This is a genomic window from Chryseobacterium cucumeris (genome assembly GCF_001593385.1).
GTDB lineage: Bacteria > Bacteroidota > Bacteroidia > Flavobacteriales > Weeksellaceae > Chryseobacterium > Chryseobacterium cucumeris.
This window is the reverse complement of the sequence record NZ_LUVZ01000046.1, coordinates 40,544-63,473: the sequence shown is the minus strand read 5'-3', so window position 1 is coordinate 63,473 and position 22,930 is coordinate 40,544. Positions and strand designations below refer to the sequence as shown.

13 protein-coding genes are annotated in these 22,930 nt (G+C 34.6%); 9 read left to right on the top strand and 4 right to left on the bottom strand.

Annotation, left to right across the window (positions count from 1 at the left end; translation table 11 throughout):
* Nucleotides 1–54: 54 nt before the first annotated feature.
* From A1704_RS22125 to A1704_RS22115, 3 genes are all read right to left on the bottom strand, one after another.
* Nucleotides 55–1,422 (bottom strand): hypothetical protein, encoded by a 1,368-nt coding sequence (locus tag A1704_RS22125; RefSeq protein WP_062676172.1) that lies wholly within the window; start codon nucleotides 1,420–1,422, stop codon nucleotides 55–57.
* Nucleotides 1,423–2,744: 1,322 nt separating this feature from the next.
* Entirely contained in the window at nucleotides 2,745–3,056 is a 312-nt protein-coding gene (locus tag A1704_RS22120; protein ID WP_062676171.1) for a DUF6922 domain-containing protein, read from the bottom strand.
* Nucleotides 3,057–3,096: 40 nt separating this feature from the next.
* Entirely contained in the window at nucleotides 3,097–3,780 is a 684-nt protein-coding gene (locus A1704_RS22115; RefSeq protein WP_062676170.1) for a nucleotidyl transferase AbiEii/AbiGii toxin family protein, read from the bottom strand.
* A gap of 931 nt (nucleotides 3,781–4,711) precedes the next feature.
* On the opposite strand from A1704_RS22115, the gene A1704_RS22110 reads away from it, so the two are divergent.
* From A1704_RS22110 to A1704_RS22070, 9 genes are all read left to right on the top strand, one after another.
* Nucleotides 4,712–7,042 carry an ATP-dependent nuclease gene (locus A1704_RS22110; protein WP_062676169.1) on the top strand — a complete coding sequence of 777 codons (2,331 nt, stop codon included), beginning with the start codon at nucleotides 4,712–4,714 and terminating at the stop codon, nucleotides 7,040–7,042.
* Nucleotides 7,023–8,936, top strand: coding sequence for a UvrD-helicase domain-containing protein (locus A1704_RS22105; protein ID WP_062676168.1), 1,914 nt, complete (start codon nucleotides 7,023–7,025; stop codon nucleotides 8,934–8,936). Before A1704_RS22110 ends, A1704_RS22105 begins: the two co-directional genes overlap by 20 nt.
* A gap of 100 nt (nucleotides 8,937–9,036) precedes the next feature.
* Nucleotides 9,037–9,996 carry a hypothetical protein gene (locus A1704_RS22100; RefSeq protein WP_062676167.1) on the top strand — a complete coding sequence of 320 codons (960 nt, stop codon included), beginning with the start codon at nucleotides 9,037–9,039 and terminating at the stop codon, nucleotides 9,994–9,996.
* 87 nt (nucleotides 9,997–10,083) lie between these two features.
* On the top strand, nucleotides 10,084–11,169 hold the full coding sequence (locus A1704_RS22095) for a hypothetical protein (protein ID WP_131797562.1): 1,086 nt from the start codon (nucleotides 10,084–10,086) through the stop codon (nucleotides 11,167–11,169).
* Between the two features lie 1,040 nt (nucleotides 11,170–12,209).
* The gene (locus A1704_RS22090; RefSeq protein WP_062676165.1) at nucleotides 12,210–13,835 is read left to right on the top strand and encodes a T9SS type A sorting domain-containing protein; all 1,626 of its coding nucleotides are present in this window, start codon (nucleotides 12,210–12,212) and stop codon (nucleotides 13,833–13,835) included.
* A gap of 9 nt (nucleotides 13,836–13,844) precedes the next feature.
* Nucleotides 13,845–16,634 (top strand): RHS repeat domain-containing protein, encoded by a 2,790-nt coding sequence (locus A1704_RS22085; RefSeq protein ID WP_062676164.1) that lies wholly within the window; start codon nucleotides 13,845–13,847, stop codon nucleotides 16,632–16,634.
* A gap of 2 nt (nucleotides 16,635–16,636) precedes the next feature.
* Entirely contained in the window at nucleotides 16,637–20,326 is a 3,690-nt protein-coding gene (locus tag A1704_RS22080) for a DUF6443 domain-containing protein (RefSeq protein WP_062676163.1), read from the top strand.
* A 1-nt stretch (nucleotide 20,327) separates the two neighbouring features.
* Nucleotides 20,328–20,729: a hypothetical protein gene (locus tag A1704_RS22075; protein ID WP_131797561.1), complete on the top strand. Its 402-nt coding sequence runs from the start codon at nucleotides 20,328–20,330 to the stop codon at nucleotides 20,727–20,729.
* A gap of 170 nt (nucleotides 20,730–20,899) precedes the next feature.
* Nucleotides 20,900–22,066, top strand: a complete 1,167-nt coding sequence (locus A1704_RS22070) for a hypothetical protein (protein ID WP_062676161.1) — start codon at nucleotides 20,900–20,902, stop codon at nucleotides 22,064–22,066.
* A 427-nt stretch (nucleotides 22,067–22,493) separates the two neighbouring features.
* On the opposite strand, the gene A1704_RS22065 is transcribed toward A1704_RS22070, so the two are convergent.
* Nucleotides 22,494–22,838, bottom strand: coding sequence for a helix-turn-helix domain-containing protein (locus A1704_RS22065; RefSeq protein ID WP_062676160.1), 345 nt, complete (start codon nucleotides 22,836–22,838; stop codon nucleotides 22,494–22,496).
* Nucleotides 22,839–22,930: the final 92 nt, after the last annotated feature.

Sequence of the window (22,930 nt, the reverse complement as noted above, 5' to 3'; positions counted from 1 at the left end):
TATTTTCTAAATTATACCTATACTTTTAAGAATCAGCATCATTAAAATTGTTCCTCAGGGGTTCTTGTTTTCCTTGCCTGAATTGACAATGCCATCGATTAAACCACTATATTTAAGTATCATTGTTTGGGGTAAAAAATGATCAAATATCATTTTGCTAAAAAAACCACCCCCTACAAAAATTTCATGACCATCAATTTCTAGCTTGATTCCCTTATTCTCAAATGAAAATATCGTACGCCTATCATGCTTGAAATTCTCTAAATATTTTTGGAGTTCTTTAGCGGAAGACCAGCTTGCTTTAACGCCTAAACCATTGGAAAATTCAATGAAATTATCGTAGTTAACCCCAATAAAAACTTTAATCCTTCCCATGACCATGTCCATTATAATTTCTTCCGGAAAAGGTTTTAAGAAAATCGGTTCACAGATCAGAGTTCTACTGGACATTAGATCTACAAAAGGATAGGGAGCACACAGTTGCTTCATAGAAAATTGCCCGAAGGTTCTCCATTCATTTTTATAAATACCAATGTGTATAATTTCACCGATACAGGTATATGCATAGTCCTGTGTTTTAAGTTCACCTAATAGACCAACCAAATCTGCATGATAGGTTCCCAGAGGAAAATCATTTTCGACGATATGAACCTCTGCGTCTTTATATTTTGGATCAGGACCCTTATGTTCCTTTACAATTTTAGCTGCCCTTTCGTTTTTACCTTTCTGTGCGACCACTCTTTTCATTTGCTTAATAAATTTTTCATCAAATTCTGGTGAAAAATCCTTTTCATCGAAAGCATCATCCGTAAGATTCCGGTCCTCAATAACATCAAGAACTCTAAAATTTATTTCGCCTGATTTAATCTCTGAAATCTTTATTCCCTCTTTATCTTTTATAAGACAATCTCCTAATTGTATATTGCTCGTAATATCACTTATTAGACAAAAAGAATCAGGGTCAGCATTGATCCGATCGGTGAAGTCAATGACGTAATTAAATGATTGATCTGACAAATCTTTAGTTCCTTCTTCTCCTGTATATAATCTACGATACAAATAATGTTCTCCATTAAGGAGTTGCCAGGCTATCGTATCAGCAAGGTTCCTGCAGATACTTTTCTGATATTCAAATATTTTAGATTTCTCCATCGAAACTTTGACTTTCTTTTTGTCTCCTTCCTTCCTGGCCGTTTTTAACTCGGTCTGATTGACTTTTGAAAGAGATTGAAACAGCCTTAATTCGGTCAGAATTTTTTTCTGCCCTATTTTAAAATTCTTTATTATCTCATGGAGAATTTCCTTTTTTTCTTCTTCTTTCAGTTTTTGATCTTGATTGAGGCCACTGCTGTCATATCTAACGTTGCAGTAAATATCTCTTACTTTCGCTTCAAAAGATTTTAGTTCATCTTCCAGTTTCATACGGTGTGTTTTTAGTTATTATTTTAAATTTTCCATATCAAATTCAACAAGCCTAATGGTCTTAAAGAAAAAAAGTAGAATACAACAAATGCCGACAGACAGGTAGCAAACATTATCCTTTTCTAATACCCCCTTGAGTCATTACTGATTTGGAAACTTTCATATTGGTGAGTTCTTTATTTGGCTTTATCTATATGACAAGAATGTACTTCAATTGCAAATTAAAGGATAAAATATTTTTACAATTTAAAAAAAAAAGTAATATCCCAAGTAATATATCTAAGCCTTATAGTTGAAACAATAAACTGTTTAGAACAAAAGCTCCACATATTGTCATGCTTATCATAGGTAAAGGTAGCATTGTCATTTATTCAAATGTTGTGAATACTATTTAAGTTGTGACATATCTCAACCTATCATTAATCCCGAAAACATTATATCATGAAAATAGATTAAGTAGATGGAAACCTCGAAATCTCTACTACAAAGGGTATTATTTAATTAAGATATCTCAATCCTGAATATTAATCCAGCAGTCTAGCATGTCGGACATCAGCAGGTACATACTGATGGAGTCCCATCAGTATCTCATGACAGAAGGCTTGATAAAAATGTTGTTGTGAAAGGTTTCGTGGATGGACTCTATTTATTGAACTGAAGCATACTTGTCAAGGAGGTCTGCTTATTGTCAACTCAAAAAAATCACTACAAAAAATTATTGATTACCTGAAAGATTATACTAAAATCAGCCTATTTCTGGATAATAACAAAACAGGCAAGAAATCACCAGCAAAATTCTAAATGTTGATCCTCACGCAAAGGATTTTCTCAATATTTATTCCAATCCACCAGTACCTCATGAAAAGAAATAGCGACAGGCTACACAAACACTGAAAATAGAAGGTATTTCGAAATACAGAAAACGGGTTATCATGTAAGGAGAGAAAAAACAGGGTAAGGAAAGGATTGTGCAGAAGAATGTAGGACTGTACTTTTTACCAAACTTCCTGAAGAAGTTAGAGAGTATTCGCAATTTTGAAAGTCGTTTCTCCTAACCAATTTTCAAATGGGCTTTGTGAGGCTTTTCCATGATTATAATTAAACTAGTATTTTACCACTTCCATTTTCAATACAATTATTTAAAATGCAAGAAGTCCGCTAAAAAGCGGACACCTTACATTTTTTATCAAAAGGAAAAAGAAGCTAATTTTTACCGAGCATTGCCTCACCCAATGTAGCACCTTTCAATTTTTAATATGAGAAATTGTTTTTCTCAAAATATAATTTGTTTTGAGTTATAGCTGAAATAAATAGTTTCTAACCTATATCCAATGATATGGTTTATCCTTACGGTTAATATAGCAGTGCATATCCTCTTTCTTAAGTTCCGGAAAAAAAAACATTGCTCGGTCAATGGCGTAATTAGGTAAAAAATGAATTTCTTTCAGGATTGTCTCAACAATTTTTTCTCGACCGTAGAATTTTATAATTTCATCAATTTCATTTTGCCCACCCCTCTCAAGAATTCGAGAAATAATAGGGATATATGCTTTCTCCCAATCAAGTTTCCTAAAATTGGTATCCCAAAAGAATTTTGGATGTATTTTTGGCAAGACTTTTCTCTTTAATACCATGGTTTAAATATAGTGATTTTATCTCGTTGCGACAACAAAATCACCTTCTAAATCCCTTTCCTTTGTTTTTTAGAACAACTTTTTTTTCGACTGAATTTCCAAATTTCACATTAGGGTTTAGTACAGCATCCTTAAGTCTTTCCTGCATTGTTTTCCATTTGTGCTCTTTTCCGTGTACAATTGAAACATCATATTCTTTTCTGATCCCATCAAAATAAACTAATGAGTGTGCTGCTAAACTTGTATTTCCATTGTATTTCGCTTGGTAGCTATTTAAATATGACCGTAGAGGTTTTTCTTCAAGAAGAAAATACATATCTACGAAATCTTTTAATCTTTCTCCACTTTGAAATATTGCGTGAAGTTTCATGGCACCAATGTCATCATTAGAAATCATTCTTATGTTTTCCGAGATTTTATCCATTGCAATGACAGGATATTTATGAGCTAAAAGATCAACTTTTATATCTTTAATATAGGTCATCACGGTATTTTCAAAAACAATTTCGTTAGTCGCATTGTATTCTTTTTGTAAGTGGCTTAGTAAGGCATATGAGTCAAAATCCCTTGTAGTAAACAAATCAATATCTACAGATAATCTATGCCCTAATTTTAAGGCTAAAGCGGTACCACCTACCAAAGTAAAATCTTTTAGCATTTCATCTTTCATCAGCTGTTGTAAGAGTTCCCACATCTCCTTAGTGACGGTTTCTTTATATAGCATATTTCATTTTTCAGAAAATTAAATCTGCAAATGAGGTATGCCTTTACAATGGCGTTGTAAGGAACTATTTGGCTTTGATAATTAATGAAAGTCTAAATTATCAGCCTTTCATTGATGTGGATATTAATGATTGAGTTAAAAAAAAAACTGTTGTTAGCTACGTAAGTATATACCTAATTTTTAGAAAATCACCTTTTAGTTGCAAACCTTAAAATCGGTTCGTACTTTTTAAACCCTTAATTAAAACTAAGGGAGCTTTGTAAAAAGTAATTTACCTAAAATTTTGTTTTAAATAATGGATCTATTGTCTATTAAAAATGTGTGCGATTTTACAACTATGTGGAAAAGTTTGGAGCTTATTTGCAACTTTGAAAGTCCTGAGGTCCTAACAAAGTATCTTCTTCGCTCTTCAAGGATTTGGAATTAGACTTATATTTTAAGAAATTTAACTGATTTTATTATTAAACAATACGGTTTACCGTAATTTTTATTACTATTTCATTTTTACTTTTGAAACCTAAAAATTGTTTTTTATAAATGGTAAAAAATTAGATAATCTTATTTTCTGGAAACAAATAGTACAATTGGCAAAGTTAGATCAGTTATCAGATGAACAAGTTTTAAATAGTTTGTGAAAAGATTTAAATGTGATGATGCAATACTTATTTATTTAGAATATAATTTTGAGAATGGTCTTGCACAATGGACAAAATAACAATGGAATAAATTGGGATAACAATCACAAGGAAAAATCGGGAAAATTTCGTGATTGGCAAAGCTAACTGCCAGTTAAAAGAAGTTTAATTACAAAGTATCATGTATTAAATACAAAATTACAATTTCGGATGTCGCAATTTAATATATTTGTTATTGAGAGTTAGCTGCAACATCTTTCGCTAACCAAAAAACTAATTTAACCTCAACAGCAAATATGCGTATCCAAACAATCAAAGTGCGTAATTTTAGACGCCTTAAAAATGCACAGATCGACCTAGAAGATAAAACTTCAATATTTGTAGGGGCAAACAACAGTGGCAAAACTTCAGCTACCTATATATTGCAAAAATTCCTTGATCCCAATTCAAAGGCTTTTTCAATACATGACTTTAGTAGTGACTGTTGGAAAAAAATCAATAGCCTAGCAGAAATTGAAGATGATACACCTCCGGATTTCCCAGCAATCAGCTTAGATATTTGGTTTGCAGTAAACTCTACAGATTTACATAGAATTATTGATCTTTTACCAAATTTGGACTGGAAAGACATTCCAGTCGGCGTTAGAATTGAGTATGCCCCTAAAAGCCCAGAACTTTTACTATCAAACTACAGGGAACTGAATGCAAAAGCTGCTGCTAAAGCAAAAGATGATTATCACCCTTGGCCTAGAACTCTTACCGACTATTTAAGCAAAAACATACGAAGCGAATATGAAACAAAATATTACGTCTTAGATCGGGAACAGTTTGATGATGAAATGAATATAATAGGAGATTATGAGCCATTGCAGCTAGGTAATGATTCGGATCGGCCAGGCGCTAAAATCATCAGATCGCTTATAAGGATTGACATGTTAAATGCACAGCGCTTCCTCGATGACCTCAGTTCGGGTGGACGTGCGGAAGACCTTTCAAAACGTATGAACCGCTTTTACGACAGAAATCTTGAGAAAAAAGAGGATGACTTTGATGCTATGCAAGCTCTTGCAACATCAGAGAGCGAATTGACGAAACATTTAAAAACAGTATTTAATCCTACTCTTCAAAGTCTAAATAAATTAGGTTATCCTGGATTTAGTAATCCAAAACTTGAAGTTAGGGCAACACTCAATCACGAAAGTATAATTGGACAGACAAAACTCCATTACTCACTTGGAGGCGGTACCGATTTCTTGTCCCTACCCGACCGGTACAATGGACTTGGTTTTAAGAACCTTATTTATATGATCCTTGAAATACTGGATTTTCATGCCCGCTGGTTGGAAGAGGAAGATGCTAGGGCACCACTTCACTTAATTATCATCGAAGAGCCCGAAGCCCATCTTCATGCCCAGTTACAGCAGGTTTTTATAAAAAAAGTTTGGGAAATCATAAATCCAACTGAGGCAGAGGACACCTTCAAGAATCAAATAATTGTTACTACACATTCACCACACATTATTTATGAAAGCGGTTTCCAACCGATACGATATTTCCAGCGACAGATTGCAGACACAGGCGTTCAGACAACAAATGTTCTTAATCTAACAACATTCTACAATAAATCACATGAAGAAAGTAGAGAATTTTTACAGCGTTATATGAAGCTGACGCATTGTGACCTTTTTTTCGCAGACGGTGCTATTCTAGTTGAGGGTAATGTCGAAAGACTTTTACTTCCTCCTATGATCAACAAATGTGCTGAAGAGTTGAATTCATGCTACCTCAGTATTATAGAGGTTGGTGGCGCATACGGTCATATTTTTAAGCAATTGATTGAATTTTTAGGTCTTACAACATTAATCATTACCGATCTAGACAGTATAGAGCCGGTTCCTGCTAAACTAGAAGGTGCTGATAAGGATACAACTAGTTCAACCGAACTCCTTGTAGAAGCTGATTTGACCGTGGCAGCAACAATCGATTCAAATTTGGATGAACAAGAAATTATTGATGAAGATGATGAAGATATATTAAGTAAACCTGGTAAATCATGCATTTCAGATTTTGAAGGTGCCGTCACTTCTAATCAAACACTTATAAAATGGCTCCCAAAAATCAGCGGCATACGAGAATTGCTAGATGCACCAAATGAAAGTAAAATTCAAAATAAAAGTGCAGATAATAATGCTGATGTATTCATTACCTATCAAACAAGAACAGAAGTATCATGGAATGGCGAGTCAGGTGCTTATGCAGGCCGAACCTTAGAAGAAAGTTTTGCATTGACAAATCTGGAATGGACGCAAGATATAGCACAAAGACATTTGGGATTACGAGTTATAACACTTAAAAAGAAAAGGACATTGGAAGAAGTCCGAACCAGGTTATACAAAAGAGTTAGTGGAGGATCTTTCAATAAAACTGATTTTGCCCTGGGTTTAATGTTAAAAGATCCAGAAAGTTGGAACGTGCCAAATTATATTGAAAAAGGTTTAGAATGGCTTAAGGAAAAAATCGCATTTGTTGATGATGAGCCAGATCCTGTAGAAGAACTTGAAATTGCAGAGAATAAATCCGAAGTAGGACAAAAGAGTGAAATAGCAGATGAGCAGGAGAATAAATAAACCGGATACCGCTGCCGATATTGAGTTACAAAAGTGTCTCAAGGATAAAACAAGCTTCGTTGTAGTAGCGGGAGCCGGCTCGGGAAAAACTACCTCGTTAATAAAGGCACTGAAATATATTGATGAAAACGAAGGTAAAATGCTTAGACAACAGGGCAAACGTATTGCATGTATCACTTACACAACAACAGCTGAAAAAGAAATTTTGGATGACGTTGGGCATGATTATTTATATCACGTATCGACAATTCATAGTTTCCTGTGGGAACTTATAAGACCATTTCAGATAAATATTAAAAAGTGGGTTATTAATAAAATCCAATCTAAAATTAATGAGCTTGAAGATGCAGCTGAGGCTTTCGGGCCGCGTGTTCAACAGAGAACGAGAGAGAGGAACCAAGCTGATACTCAGAGGTACAAAGAAATGGCTGGATTAATACAAAACATACATGGCTTTAATTACGAAACAGGAAGTAACTATCTTGAAGGGATCTTAGGACACAATGACATCATTGCAATGGTACCAGAACTTATAAGTTCGTCTTCCTTATTACAAACAATTCTAGCTGAAAAATACCCTTATTTCTTTATTGACGAGAGTCAAGACACTGTTCCAAACTTCATTGGTGCAATGAAAGTTGTAGATAAAAATATTAAGAAATTCTGTCTCGGTTTTTTTGGTGATCCAATGCAAAAAATTTACATGACTGGTGCTGGTCCTATCACGTTGGAAGACGGATGGACGCAGATTGCCAAGCCCGAAAATTTTAGATGTTCAACAGATGTATTAAATATCATAAATAAGATAAGAATTGGAGGTGATGATTTACAACAAACTGGAGGCAGGCAAGAGAAAATAGACGATGAATGGAAGGCTGTGACGGGGTCAAGCTTATTATTTGTGCTTGAATCAGATGATCATCGTGAAGAGAAAATACGAATGGTAAGGCAGTATCTTGCTATTACAAATAATGATCAGCTCTGGACTTCGGAAGAAAAAGAAGCTGATGTAAAAATTCTCGTCATGGAGCATAGAATGGCTGCTAAGAGATTAAGATTTGGAGACCTATTTGCAGCCTTTAACGACGGATCTACCGAAAGCATAAGCACAGGTTTTAAAGAAGGTACTTTGTGGGCTGTACAACCCTTTATCAAATTTATCATTCCAGTTGCTATAGCGCATGGGAACAACAAACATTTTGAGGTTATCGAGCTATTACGGAGATTTTGTCCTCAGTTGGAAAAAGATAATTTAAAGCACTTAACAATTGAGTCAAGTGAACTGCTTTCCGGGTTAAAAAATCATGTCGAGAGTCTTTTTGGTCTAATGTCTTCAGGCACTGCAACTGTAAAACAAGTATTTCAATATCTTGCAGACCACAAGTTAATGGAATTGGATGAACGGATATCTAAAAGGCTAGCTGGAAATGAAGTCGAATTATTGACGGAGGTTGATGAGGCTACAGGAATTACTAATGCAGTAATATCTCGTTTCTTTGATGTGCCTGCGAAGCAATTTTTTGGCTACCAGATTTACATAAATGATGAATCCCCTTATTCTACACAGCACAGTATTAAAGGTGCTGAATTTGAGCGCGTACTTGTAATCCTAGACGATGAAGAGGGTAACTCGAATAGTTATTCTTACGAAAAATTGCTCGGAATCGTACCGCTTTCAGACAGGGACAAGGAAAATATAGAGGCAGGAAATGACAGTACGCCAGCCAGGACAAGGAGATTATTTTATGTATGCTGTTCTCGTTCTTTAAAAGATTTAGCTGTAGTATTGTTTGTTTCAGATGTCAATACAGCGTTAGAAAAGATTAAAGAGGTAAGTATTTTTGATGGTAGCGAAGTACGAACAGAAACTGATCTAACACCTTCATTATCATGAGATTTTAATATTTGTTCAGATCTATTATAGTTAGTATTAAACACAGCAATTTTATATATAATAATTCATAACTTTCTAGTAAATCTAAAAACCTCTCACAATGACTTTGCTTAACAATGCTATAGAAGCAATACAGATTGGACTTGAAGACTTCAAAAGTACAGATCCTCGACGCGCTTCTTCGGCACTGCGGAACATATTTGCAGGAACCTTGCTTTTATTTAAAGAAAAATTAAGCAGATTGTCACCTGATGACAATTCGATATTAATACAACAAACAATAATTCCTTCGCTTGATGATGCTGGAGTATTATTCTTTAAGGGAAAAGGGCACAAAACAGTAGACGTTGCTCAGATAAAGGAACGTTTCAAAAATTTGGGGATTAATACAGTTAAATGGAATATTTTTGACGAAGTAAATAATCTTAGGAACAATGTTGAACATTTTTACACAGAGCACGAACATACTGTTGTCAATGAAATTGTTTCTAAATTATTTAAGATCATTCGTGATTTTTGTGTAGAACAGCTTCATGAAGAGCCTGCCAAACTTTTTGGCGTTGAAACTTGGAACATTTTTTTGGAAACTGATGAAATTTACGAAAGCGAAAAAGATCTTAGTAACAAATCTTTAGCTGAAGTGGACTGGAAATTTGATACCGTACGCGAAGCTATATTCCATATACGCTGTACCTCTTGTCACTCAGATCTGATTCATGTACTAAGTGATAATGAGTACGAACCAGGAAAAGCCCTGACCTTATTATGCAAAAAATGTCTCAGCGAATTTGATATTGAAGAAGTTTTAGAAGATTGTATTATCGAAGAATTAGCTGCCGAATGTCATATCGCAGCTATGGATGGTGGTGAAGATCCCTACGCAGAATGTCCCGAATGTAGTAAAGACACCTATATTTACGAGGAAATGTGTTGTGTTAATTGTGGGTATCAACAGCCAGATATACGATGTACTGTTTGTCATACACCACTAGATCTTGAAGAATCGTATGAGGGACATTTGTGCAGCTATCATAGATATTCTATGGAGAAAAACCAATAAGTCTATGAATATTGATCAAGGCATCACTAAGCATTTAGTAAATTAACTTTCTACTCCGATAAATACAACCCACAAGCTCAGATGATCATGGAATATAATACAGCAGAAGAATTTGCTAATCTAATTAAAACTCACAGATACGAATATGCACAAGAGTCTGATGATCTAGCAATTAGATTAGCGGCTATCGATAAGCATTATAAAGATGAAATAGAATCTCTCAAAAAACTAAAGAATAAGCCTCCATTTTCAGAAATCAACACCAAATACACCGAAGTTCTTGAAATTCTGAAAAGTGATTTTTATAAGACCCTCCCCGAAAACGTAAAAAATGATTTCGAGAAGTACTTCCATTTCGGGACTATCGACAACCGGTATATGAATGCAAGTATAGTGAGATCCCCCGATAAAAGATTTTTTGCTGTATTGATCAATTCTTCGCTGATCACTTTACTTCATCGGTACGGGAAACTTGAATTCGGTGTTGTGAGGCCTCAGGATGTAGCGTTCTGTTCTAGATTCCCGGATAGGAAGCCGACACGCGCTGAACTTATTGGAATGCTGGCAGAAATGCAATGTTATTATTCCAAAGCAAAACTGGCAAACGGACCATTTTTAATACTGAAAGGTCGTGCCCTAATTGCACACACCATGAATTTAAATATACAGGAAAAATTAATATTCTATCATGAAATTGGACATTTCTTAAACGGTGACCTGATTGACCGTTCTGTTAAACAAAAACCACATTCAACGTTTGAAAGTAAGCTATCTTATCAGCGGGAATACTTAGCTGATTTAACTGGTTTTGGACTATATCTTCGTGAGCTGAAACTTAATAATATGTTAACAACTACCAATCGACACGCTGCACTTTACGCAATGATTTCAATGTATAGGATGCAGCATGGATTGCAAGGAATTGAGACTGACAAATATCCCCATCCATTAAATAGGATGTCAATGGTAATTGCTTATTACTATGGGCAAACTATCGCCGATTTGGTATATACTGCAATTATTGACGACCAGATGGAGTTACTCGCACCAGATAAGCTACCTGAAATCGTCTCAAATGATGAATCCTACTCACAAGAAATAGAAAATGCACTTGAAAATATATTCAAAGAAGTAGAAAATGATGAAATAAAACATAATAGCAAAAGAACTTAAACTATTCAATTTTCGAATTCTAGACTAGCTATCATTTTTTAACCTTAATCTTGTCGAAGGTGTAGATATGGTATATTGAAAAACTAAAGTAATCCCTTCTCTGTGTGTCATTTTTAGAAAATCTTGAAGAATTTCATATAACTATAAAATGATTGCATTTTTTCCGTCAGTTTCAAATAATATTAATTTAAGAAGTCCACTCAAAAGTGGACATCTTAAATTTTTTTCGAGAAGAAATAGAAGCTAATTTTTTCCCATAGTACCTAATCAAAATTAGCACCTATAAATTTTTATTATGAGAAATTATTGTCTCAAAAATATTTAATAACCAATATCTTACGTACAAAATGTTTATGATTCGTTTTACACTTTCTATGCTGTTGATCAACATAAAACTTATTTTATCAAAATTAATTTTGCCTTAAATTTTGTCACATTAATGATTTTATTACTTGTTTAAATACATGTGATTTTATCAACTGCTCGAAGAAGTTAGGAGCTCATTCGCAACTTTGAAAGTCCTTACGTCCTAACAAAGTTGCTGCTTCGCTCCGTGAGACTTCTGAATCGGGATGATTTTGTTTTAGAATCTATGAATCTGACCTTAATTGATGATTCTATTTTTTTTAGAGGCATTTATTGTACGACTAACTTTATAATTTTTTATTAATACCATAAATTTATGCTATGTTATTTATAGCAACTCAACTTCTATAGGACGAAATAACATTGAGTTGAATACTATTCTCTCTGTTTTCTGTTTCAATATCTGCCCAATTAAATATTCATTGTAAAATAGTATATATAAATTTTGTGTCTTTTTTCCTTTCGCACTTGTTTTTTATCTTACGCAAAATTTATTATTAATACGACAAGTTTTGGCGTTTAAACAATATATTTTTGTGAAATAATAATAAATTTATAATGAAAAAATATAATTATAATCATTTAAATGCAATGTCTATCGTTTCTTAAAAAATGTTAAATTTGCTACTATAATAAAACTAATTGTTAACTCAGAAAACAACAACAACACGGGAATGAAAAAATTCTATATCGGTGCATTCACCTTATGCACGGTCTTGGGGATCTCTGCCCAGGAAGTAGTGTGGCAGAAAGACATCAAATCCTCTACTCAGGATTTTCTTAGCCAGGTTACTACAACCATCGATCAACAATACCTTATAACAGGAAGTTCTATACAGTCAGGAAGCGGGAAACTGGAGGCTGGAAGTAAGCAGAATAACGGTTATGATTTCCACCTAGTAAAACTAAACCAGCAGGGAAATGAAGTCTGGGAAAAATACTTCTCAGGCTCTAACCATGATTATTTATCAGCAACGGTTACAACACAAGATGGTGGATTTCTTTTGGCCGGAACTTCTTATTCAGGAAAAGGTTTGGATAAAAAAGATGATTCCAAAGGAGGCTCAGATATCTGGCTGATCAGAATCAATGAATTTGGTGATGAATTATGGCAGAAAACGTTAGGAAGCTCTTCTGATGAAGAAGTCAGAGCAGTCATCCAAACTACCGACTCAGGATTCTTTATTGCGGGTAATGTACAAAACGCTGCAAAAGGTTACGGCTCCAAAGATGTCTGGATTACCAGACTTGATAAGGATGGAAAAGAACTCTCTCAATTAATTTTAGGCGGAAAAGGCTTAGACGAAGTGGAAAAGATGATTCCCACAAGAGATGGTGGAGCGTTACTCGGAATCTACTCAAGAAGTTCATCTGTTAAAACAAATAATCAGCAATCAACGACCAATACTAATACTCCGACTGACAGAACTACAACCCATAACCTATTATCTGCAACCTCAAAGCAAAGCGACAACTTCGGTGAAGGCGACTACTGGATCGTTAAGCTAGACAAGAACGGAAAAGTAGAATGGGAAAAGAACTTTGGAGGAAAAGCAGATGATCATATAAGAACTTTGGTATTAACATCAAATGGCTTTATTATCGGAGGAGAATCCAGATCAGAAAGATCCGGAAACAAAACCGTAGGAATTGAAGAAGACACAGACCTTTGGCTGATTTCTTTAAACGAAAGAGGTGATGAACAGTGGCAGAAATCCTACAATTTCAAGAACAGAGACATTTTGATGAGTATGAGTGTCCTTCATTCAGCAGATGACAAATCTTCCAAAGGAATTCTATTAGGTGGTTACACTCAGGCTGAAGGAAGAGTACAAACGGATGATGAAACCTTCTGGATGCTATATCTAGATCAGAACGGCAATGAACAGTGGAGAAAACATGTAAAAGGAGAATCCAGAAAGAAGGAAGAGAGACTTTCAGATTTGAAACTGAACAGAGATGGCTCTATTGTTCTGGCAGGGACCAGTGCAGAAGAATTGGGCAAAGAAAACTGGAAGATTGTAAAGCTGGGAGACAAGCAGGTTGATCAGTTGATTGAAAAATATGATATCAAAATTTATCCGAACCCCGTTTCTGATTATTCTTACGTAGAAATCGGCTTTGACTTCAAAGATGCTGATATTCTCTTGTATGATATGAGTGGAAGACAATTACAAAGTATAAAAACTAAGAACAGAGTAACTAAGATTAATACCCAGGCTTTGGTTCAGGGAGCTTATCTGGTGGCTGTAAAAACTGATAATAGCAAAACAGCAAATGCCAAATTAATCAAGAAATAAACACAATTTATGAAGAAAATATTTTTACTAGTAATATACATTTTAAGTTATCATGTATATTACAGCCAATCACAGAGTCACAATGTAGGGGTTACCCAGCCGGTTCCCTCTGTATCCTCATTAACTACCTACAAAAATGTTCCGGTTTCTTTACAAACAGGAGTTCCTAATATATTATATCCTTTAATTAATCTGCCAACGAACAACAAATTTGTCAACATCAATCTGGGGCTGAGTTATCATGTAGGAAATATTTCCAAAGACAGTTGGACAGGTGAAGTAGGAAAAGGATGGTCAATTTTGGGATCCGGGGCCATTTCCAGAGAAATTCTGTATGATTTTGACGAAGTATTTGATGATGCCAGTTTCCATCATTATATAAAAAACGAATTTGATGATATTTATAATTTTAATATTCCGGGAGAATCCGGAAAATTCAGAATTGTAAGAAATGTTGCCGGGAATACATTTGGGATAATAGCATTAAGCCCCTATACTTCTAAGATAGAATATACCAGAACAGACAATACCGCTACATTAATTTTGGATTCTTTCACGATAACAAGTGACGAGGGAATTAAATATAAGTTTCAGGATTATAATATTTCAATGATGAATGTCTGGCATTGGGATCACCCGAACTTAGGAAGTTATTATATTGATAAAACCTATAGAAGTGCATTTTATTTAACATCTATATTGGATCAAAATAATCAGGAGCTTGTAAAATATACCTATCTGAAAGATATAAAATATATAACCGGAACTCAAGCTACGGAATCGCAAACCAATAAACTGACCCGTATAGAAGTAAAAGACCGTGGAATTGTAGAAATTAATTATACCAAGAACGAATTAGTTAATAAAAAGAATGATATCTTCAATATAGATAATATTATTCTAAAAAATGTAAAGAATGCATTTATTAAAAAATATAAATTTAATTATTCATACACTCCTGATCGTACTTTAAATTCATTTACTCAGGTAGATAGCTATGAAAATGATATTGAAAAAACAAGTTTTGACTATCAGGGTTATAGCCTGCCTTCAGGCGAAAGTCAGCTTTATTTCAATAAGTTAAGGATAAAACTTCCTACAGGTGGGGTTTCTGAATATGATTTTGAATCAGTACCCTATGCATTTAAGGATTCACTTACAACGGTTATGCCTCCGCAAGTTGACATTGCCAATATATCCTTTAATCAGTTTAATCCCAATACAAAAAAATATTTCTTTACAATTCCCCAGGATAAAGCATTAAATATAGAAATCTTCGCTAATCAGATTTCAGGCTATCCCTGGTCATTAAGCTTTTTTAAAAAAGTTGGAGATAATTATAATACAATGCCTTATACAGTAGGACCTGTAGTTGATGCAGATCGAAACTACCCAACAATACAGCCCAGAACACTTACGGCAGGTGAATATTATGTTACGTTATCATCCGCTGTCCCCAATGCCACTTTTAGTGGTTCTGTGAATTTTAGGGCATTCTACTATGACGGGACTCCTTCTGAGGTTATTGTCAAAGTTCCTACTGCATCCGCATTAAGAATTAAGAATATCAAATCCTTTGATTTGAATTACAGCAATGTAAATAATTTTTCAGTTCCGTCAGGAATTGAAGAATATGAATATAATAAATTTGATGATCCTGCTGTTTCAAGCGGGTACTTTGTAGAAGGAGGCAGTATATTAGGAAAGTCAGAAAGTGGGGTAGTACCTGCCAATCCTGTAACAATTTATAAAAATGTAAAAGTTTCTAAGGGAAATAATACAGGATATACCAAATATTATTTTAAAACAGTAGATGCTTACCCCACACAGCCTACTGAGGAGCCCAACCGACCATTATGGCCTAATTATAACATTATGAGAGAGGGGCTTCTGGATAAAAAAGAAGTATATAATGCCGCCAATCAAAAACAGACAGAAGATAATTTTGAATATACCTTTGAGGAATTTTCTGGTCCCCGATACCTGGTAGCACCCATCAATTTAGGGGCAAACTTTTTTCTAAAAACGGCATGGGTCAAAAATCAAAAAGTACTTTCAAAAACCATATTTAATTCAGGGAGTATTCAAACTACTTCTGAAACAGTAAAAAACACAAGCAATTATAAAACAAGTCTGGAAAAGAATACTTCCTTTGACGGCAGTATTCAGGAGACCGCCTATCAGTATGCATTAGACAAAAACAATCAAAAGCTCATTAATGCCAATATGCTGGGCTTTCCGTTAGAAATCACTACTATAACCAGGAAAAATAGTTCTGATGCAGGGAAATTGCTGTCAAGAGCCGAAACTAAGTATGACAATCCTGCTCATTATTTTCCTTCTTCTATACTTTCTTATGATTCTCAAAACAACCTGGATTCCGAAGTCATCTTCAGTCGTTATGATGCAAAAGGGAATTTAGAAGAGTATACCACCAAAGACGGAATAACGGTTTCTGTGGTTTGGGGATACAATAAAACACAGCCTATTGCTAAAATAGAAGGAGCTTCATACAGTCAGATCGCTCCGTATATTTCTGATCTCATCAGTAAATCTGATATGACAGTGGTATCCGAACAGGATCTTCAGAATTCTCTGGATACTTTCAGGAACAATGCCAATCTGAGCAATTACCAGATCACTACCTATCTGTTTGATTCTTTAAACAGAATGAAGACGATGACCCCGCCTACGGGAGTTCGTGCCGTTTACCAGTATGATGCAGCAGGAAGATTGCAAAAAGTAGAAGATGAAACAGGAAAGGTACTGAAGAAATACGAATATAACTACGGACATTGATCATGAAAAATGAGCATTTAAAAACAAGAATTCAGCTTCCTGACTTCTCATTCCTAACCTCTGGTATTTCAATTAAGATGAAAAAAATACTCTTACTATCCGGTCTTTTTTCTGGAGTCTTTTTACAGGCTCAGAAAACAACCACGGAAAACTATATATCTACTACAGATTGTCTGAATGAAGACTGCAGCAAAAAAACAGAAACAGTACAATACTTTGACTTTCTGGGGAGACCTAAACAAGTTGTGAATGTGAAAGCAACTTCTCTAGGAAAAGATATCGTAACTCCTGTTGTATATGATGATCTGGGAAGGCAGACCAGAACTTATCTTGCCATTCCTCAAAGTTCCAGTTCCAATGGAGCTGTTTATCCCCAGACTTCGGGAATGGTTCCCTATCCGGTGGCTGATGCTGCCGGCATTTATGCCGGGGAAAAGATATATACAGAAAAGCTCCTTGAAAGTTCCCCGTTAGAGAGGGTTTTACAACAGAAGCCGATTGGAAATAACTGGAATGGGAAAGCTGTGCTTTTTGGCTATGATCTCAATACTGATGCTGATCATGTCAAAAATTATCAGGCAACAGTCAGTTGGGATCCAACGGAAAAACTTTACAAAAACGAATTACAGTACACGGTCACAGAATATGCAGCCGGTAAGCTCATAAAAAATACGGTTACAGATGAAGATAATAATAAAATTGTTGAATTTAAAGACGCCTCCGGGCAGACCGTACTTTCCAGAAAAGTAATAGATGCCGTAAAAAGTGCAGATACCTATTACGTATATAATGATTACAAACAGTTGGCCTATGTGATTCCGCCACTCGCATCCGCTGCAGCTTTGAATGTAGCAGCAGTTGACAATACATGTTATCAGTATAAGTATGACAGCAAAAACAGGCTGGTAGAGAAAAAACTTCCCGGTAAAGGATGGGAATACATGATCTATGATAAACAGGACAGGCTGATACTGTCTCAGGATGCAGTACTGGGAAGTACCCAAAATAACTTTGCAGCTAAAGGCTGGATGTTCTCTAAATATGATGAGTTCGGAAGAGTGGTATATACCGGTTTTTTTGCCAGTACAACTTCCAGAAGCGGCATGCAGGCCACCATTAACAATATGTCTGCCAATCCGGGAAATAATGAAAAAAGAAATAATACGACCCCGATTATCCAGAATGGTGAAAGCATTTATTATACAAAAAATGCTTTTCCAACAGAAAGTATGACGATATTAAGTGTCAATTATTACGATACCTATCCGCCTCTTCCTTCCGGAGTCACCACACCTGTTTCCATTATGGGCAAACCGGTATTGAAACAGCCTGGACAAGGTACAGCTTCTGTAAATACCAAGGGTCTTTTGCTGGCCTCTTACATCAGAAATGTGGAAGATAATGCCTGGACAAAAACCTTCAATTATTACGATGAAAAAGGCCGAACCATAGGATCATACGCCCAAAATCATCTGGGAGGATATACAAGAACAGAGTTGGATATCGATTTTGCCGGAGTCACCAGACAGAGCAAGGCGTATCACAAAAGACTTTCCTCAGATCCTGAAAAGGTAATCACTCAGACTTTCACCTATGACCATCAAAACAGATTGTTGGTTCAAAAGCATCAGGTAGATACCAATCCTGAAGAAATTCTGGTACAGAATGAGTATAATGAATTATCCCAGCTGAAAAACAAAAAGCTGGGCGGAACAAGCCTTTCGCAACCTCTGCAGAGTATCAACTATACCTACAATATCAGAGGATGGCTGACCAAAATCAATGATCCCTCTAATCTTAACGGAAAGCTGTTTGGGTATGAAATGAGATATTTCAATCCGGTAAATCCCAATGTGGCTCCGGGAAAATTTACAGGAACGATCACAGAGATCGACTGGAAAAATGCTTCTGAAGATGTGCTGAAACGGTATAATTATGCTTATGACGGGCTGGGCAGACTTCAGGATGCAGTATATTCTGAACCTAATGCTACAGTTCCCTTTAACAATAATTATAATGAATATCTGACCTATGATCTGAACGGAAACATTAAAACGTTAAAAAGGAATGCTTTTCCTACGAGTGGTGGTACAACATCCGTTCAGGTGGATGACCTGATCTACAATTATACCGGAAACCGTTTAACCAAAGTGACGGAAAATGCCCTGAATGACACCGGATATGAAGGCGGAAACAATACCATTTCCTATGACCTGAACGGAAATATGAAAGATATGCTGGATAAAGGAATCCAGTCGATTCAATACAACCATCTGAACCTTTCCAATGGGTATAGCATGCAGCAGACCAACGGATTGGGGCAGCTGCTGAACAGTACGATGAGCTATCTTTACCGTGCAGACGGAACCAAGCTGCGAAAAACTTATTCCAGCAGACCGCCAAGAGGATCTACTACCACCCGTATTACAGATTATCTGGACGGCTTTCAGTACAGTTATACGGAAGGAGGCGGAATCTGTCTTGAATGCAGAACAGAAAGTGCCTATGAACAGCAGGCTTATAAAAATGCATCCCTTGTATTTCCGGGAACACCAACTCCGGAGTGGAAACTGGATTTTGTGGCTACCGCAGAAGGCTTTTATAGTTTCACGGAAAACCGCTATATTTACCAGTACAGAGACCATCTTGGAAATGCCAGGGTAACCTTTGCCAAAAGCAGCGCAGGTGCTCCTGAAATTATTGATACCAACAACTATTATCCCTTCGGACTGAACCATATCTCAGGACCGTTCAGTACTTCTAATTTCGGAAGTTTCTACAGCTATAAATACAACGGCAAAGAGCTTCAGGAAACCGGGATGTATGATTACGGAGCAAGGATGCTGATGCCTGATCTGGGAAGATGGGGTGCTATGGATGCCATGTCTGAGAAATACAGTGCATGGAGTCCTTATAATTATGGCATCAACAATCCTGTAATGGTGATTGATCCGGATGGGAATGACATTTCTTATGCAGGGGAAGCAGCACAACAGGCTTTTAAAGCCTATGTTGCAACAATGTCTACAAGTACTGAAACTTCAGGAAGTTTGAGAGAAAGCTTTTCAAGGCCAATGTTTCAATTTCCTAAGGGACAAGAAGAGTATTATCAGAAAACTTATCCTGCTTTTTATAATTTTGTGAAGAATCAGTTACCTAATATTATTAAAGATTCTAACTTCTTACAGGCATTTATAGATATAACAGGAATGAGCCAAGAAGAAGTGACAAAAGCGTTCACTTATGGACAAGGGCCAACACTCCATGATTGGGATACAAATTTTTCACAAGGGCAATACGATTATGCGTGGACAAAATATAATGGTGACCTAAATAATATATCTATTGGAATACCATATTTAAATTGGTTTGAAAAAGCTAATAAAAACCCAGATACATTGGAAGGCGTTTCTAATATATTCTATATGTCATTATTGGTTGGGCATGAAGGAGGACATTGGGGATTCCAAGTTAAAGGACCAAATGATGAAATGAAAGATTTTATTTCTAAATTTAATAATGAACATGGAGAAGCTTTTACGTACAAATTATTTATTAAAGATTTTCCAGGAACACCTGCTAGACCTGGCCATTTAGGATTTGGAGATGTTTTATTGACTGGAAAGCCTTATAATTTTAATGAATATGTAAAGCGAAATTTTAAAACCTTATCTAATATTTTTAAACCCTAATATGTTAAAAAAAATCATCTTAATAGTTTGTTCAATATGTGCTATGTCATGTGCAACAAATAATAACAGAAATGAATTCAATAACTACTTATTAACTGATAAATTGACTATACATTTTCTAGAACAATATGCTAATGATAATAAAGTTAACATTTCTGACCCTAAGGATTTTATAAAAAATAAAAAAGAGATTTCATATACGATTGATAATACTAAAGTCAGTATTGTAAGCAAAAATGAATTAGCAGATTTTATACTTGTAGAATATGTTTTAAATAAAGACTTAGCTTTTCTTGCTTTTTTGAAAAAAGGAGAAAATAAGGTAATATGTTTTCTTTTTAATAAGGGAAAATATAAAGGACAATGGATGCTAATTGAAAAATTTGAGAAATCAAATGTATAAAACTGAAGTAAAGAAAGATTTTAAAAATTCGATTAAGACTTTATTTTTCCAACGATAAAATAATCCGTATCGGTTAGATACGGATTATTTTATTAAGCCAATAAGTGAAAATCGAAGCCCAATAAGTCTTATTATCTAAAGGCAATAATTATGTAAATTATTTTATTGCCGTGAAAACATCTATCAATTTTAAGGCAGTCAAAACAGATTCCGAAGCGCACAATTTCAGAAGAAAAACCTTCGATTATATAAAAAAGGATCTTACTGGAAAAAATGAGTATTGGGTAGAAAATACAATTTCAGATAGATTTAGATGTATAGAAGCTTACTGTAAGGAAAAGTCTGGAAGAAAATTACAGAAAAATGCATTACCAATTCGTGAAGCTGTAGTTGTAATTAAAGAGAATACAACAATGCAGGATTTGCATAAGCTTTCTAAAAGGCTTGAAGAAGAGCTGAGAATAAGAATTTTTCAAATTGCCATTCATAGGGATGAAGGACATTATGATAAAGACTCTAAAGAGTGGAAGCCCAATTACCATGCTCATTTAGTAGCCGACTGGCAGGATTTAGAAACTGGAAAAACATTGAAGCATCAATCCTTTCACTATTCAAAAATGCAGGATATTACGGCTGAATGTTTGGAAATGGATAGAGGTGTTTCAGGGTCTAAAGTACGGCTTGAAGCCATAGAATTTAAAATTCAAAAAAAAGAAGAAGAACTTTTGTTGCTAAACAATAGAATAACTGAGATAAAATCAACGCTCAATTCTAAAAGGTTTGAAGATCTTATAGTAAAAGAAAATGATTTCTTAGGCTTTCGTAAAATCAAAACAGATAAGACGATTGAAAACTATGAAAGAGCTTTTAAATCATATAATACAGAACTGCTTAAAAATAAAGAAATTCTTCAATCCAAAACTAAAATAATTACTGAACTTCAACAAAAGAATATCGAGTTAACCAAAGAAGTTTCACTATTAAAAAACAAGCTGTCCGCTATTTTGTCTAATATCACAGCGTATACAAATGAAAAGGAGATTTATTTCAATTCAGTGAAAGAAACCATTATAAAGGCCATACAGTTTGAAAAATTTAAACAGCCAAAATTATTCGATACAAGCAAAGAAAAAATAATAACAATACTTGACAGTATTTGCAAAAATGTTTCTGAAAAAAATAATATTCCCTTTTCATCACTGGAGGAAATTTTAAAAAATGCAGATAGCAGCTTAGAAATCTTTTCGTTATTGAATTTTGATAATCATGGGATACAATATAATATCGAAGATATTCCGGTTCAACAAAAAAGAAAAAAGATAAAGAGGTCCCAGTAGAACTGGTAAAAATTCATAAAAGAAAACAAAGGTATTGTTTAAGATTTTTTAAAAGACAAGTTCAGGTCCAAAGGATATGATAAAAAATCTCCACCTTGCAGGTAGTATTTTTCATCATAAACTTGCTTTTTAAAATCTTTCCTAATGAATTTTGGCTTTCTTTTTTTTCTTTTTTCTTTTGAAAAATTGTAAGCAGTTATAAGATGAAGGGTAATAGTTCCAAATTCTTAGGAAAAGGTACATCTAAAGGACTATTTTTTCTTGAGAATCACATACACATCTTATTTCTTTAAATCCCAAATATTCCATCTTATTTAAAAAATTGTTCAAGAGTAATTTTTCTATTCTGTTGTGAGTCAAAATCCAAAAAGTACTTAAGAGAAATTTCTAAGAGATTACAAAATATGCAATTTGTAAGAAATTAATATTAGAGCGCTTCTATTTTTATGACCTCATTATGAACCACCTTAGTAGCACTTTCATTCAGAGTTTGCTTAATGATAACTTTTATTTTATCATACTTGGGCGTTGGGAAGTCCAATAATTGAGAAATATTCTGGTATTCAAAAGCCTTGGCAAGTAAACCAATATGCCTTGTTGAATATTTATGACGTTGAGTATATGATTCTACATTACTTACAAAATTTTTTACAACACCCATTTTTTGGCTTAATTCTTCTTGTGTATAATTTTTTATTTTGCGCAATCTTTTAACATGTAGTATTAAATCAAAATCAAATTGGGTTGTTTCAATTATAATTGTTTTAGTCATTTTTTTTAAAATTTCAACCCAACTTGTTGGGTTATTTATTTATTTTTTATTACATTTGCATTAGTGATTTGATAATTATGCCAATTGGCATT

Bases quoted from the DNA above. Each gene is read 5' to 3' on its own strand.
- A1704_RS22125 (WP_062676172.1), bottom strand. From the start codon at position 1,422: ATGAAACTGGAAGATGAACTAAAATCTTTTGAAGCGAAAGTAAGAGAT.
- A1704_RS22120 (WP_062676171.1), bottom strand. From the start codon at position 3,056: ATGGTATTAAAGAGAAAAGTCTTGCCAAAAATACATCCAAAATTCTTT.
- A1704_RS22115 (WP_062676170.1), bottom strand. From the start codon at position 3,780: ATGCTATATAAAGAAACCGTCACTAAGGAGATGTGGGAACTCTTACAA.
- A1704_RS22110 (WP_062676169.1), top strand. From the start codon at position 4,712: ATGCGTATCCAAACAATCAAAGTGCGTAATTTTAGACGCCTTAAAAAT.
- A1704_RS22105 (WP_062676168.1), top strand. From the start codon at position 7,023: ATGAGCAGGAGAATAAATAAACCGGATACCGCTGCCGATATTGAGTTA.
- A1704_RS22100 (WP_062676167.1), top strand. From the start codon at position 9,037: ATGACTTTGCTTAACAATGCTATAGAAGCAATACAGATTGGACTTGAA.
- A1704_RS22095 (WP_131797562.1), top strand. From the start codon at position 10,084: ATGGAATATAATACAGCAGAAGAATTTGCTAATCTAATTAAAACTCAC.
- A1704_RS22090 (WP_062676165.1), top strand. From the start codon at position 12,210: ATGAAAAAATTCTATATCGGTGCATTCACCTTATGCACGGTCTTGGGG.
- A1704_RS22085 (WP_062676164.1), top strand. From the start codon at position 13,845: ATGAAGAAAATATTTTTACTAGTAATATACATTTTAAGTTATCATGTA.
- A1704_RS22080 (WP_062676163.1), top strand. From the start codon at position 16,637: ATGAAAAATGAGCATTTAAAAACAAGAATTCAGCTTCCTGACTTCTCA.
- A1704_RS22075 (WP_131797561.1), top strand. From the start codon at position 20,328: ATGTTAAAAAAAATCATCTTAATAGTTTGTTCAATATGTGCTATGTCA.
- A1704_RS22065 (WP_062676160.1), bottom strand. From the start codon at position 22,838: ATGACTAAAACAATTATAATTGAAACAACCCAATTTGATTTTGATTTA.